The following is a 506-nucleotide window of genomic DNA, read 5'->3' as shown; positions in this document are numbered from 1 at the left end:
CCATATCCGGGGGTGAACAATTGCGCGATGGTCTCGGCGGCCACGCCGGGCTGCGCGCTCAACTGGATGTTGGGCAGGCGGTTGGCCACGGCCACGCCCACCTGGGCACAGGCGGCGTGCCAGTTCGCCTCGGCCACCTTGATGTCGGGGCGCTGGTCGATCAGGCGCACCGGCAGGCTGACCGGCAGGTCCTGGGGCAGGGTGAAGGCGTCCAGCGTGAAATCCGGCGTCGGGTCGTCCGGCATGTCGCAGGTCAGGGCGGCGATATGGTCGTGCTGCTGCTGCAATTGCTGCTGCAGGTGCACCAGCATGGCCTGGTCCTGGGCCAACTGGGCGCGCTGCATGGCCACGTCGGCATCCGCCAACTGGCCCAGTGCCTGCTGGCGGATACTGGAATCCAGAATCCGCTGCTGGGCGGCGGTCAGGTCCTTCACGGCGTCGATCTGCGCCCGCAGCGAGGCATAGCCGACCGCCGCCTGCACCACTTCGCCCGTCAGGGTCAGGTA

General features: G+C 68.8%; 1 protein-coding gene. It reads right to left on the bottom strand.

Features of this window, described 5'->3' with window-relative positions; genetic code table 11:
- Window positions 1-506 (bottom strand): outer membrane factor lipoprotein domain-containing protein (locus ACV1FX_RS41800; protein WP_473123296.1); only part of this gene is annotated, 506 nt, incomplete at both ends.

This window comes from Bradyrhizobium ingae (genome assembly GCF_055791185.1).
The sequence above is the reverse complement of the archived record's forward strand: the minus strand, read 5'-3'. Positions and strand labels throughout refer to the sequence as shown.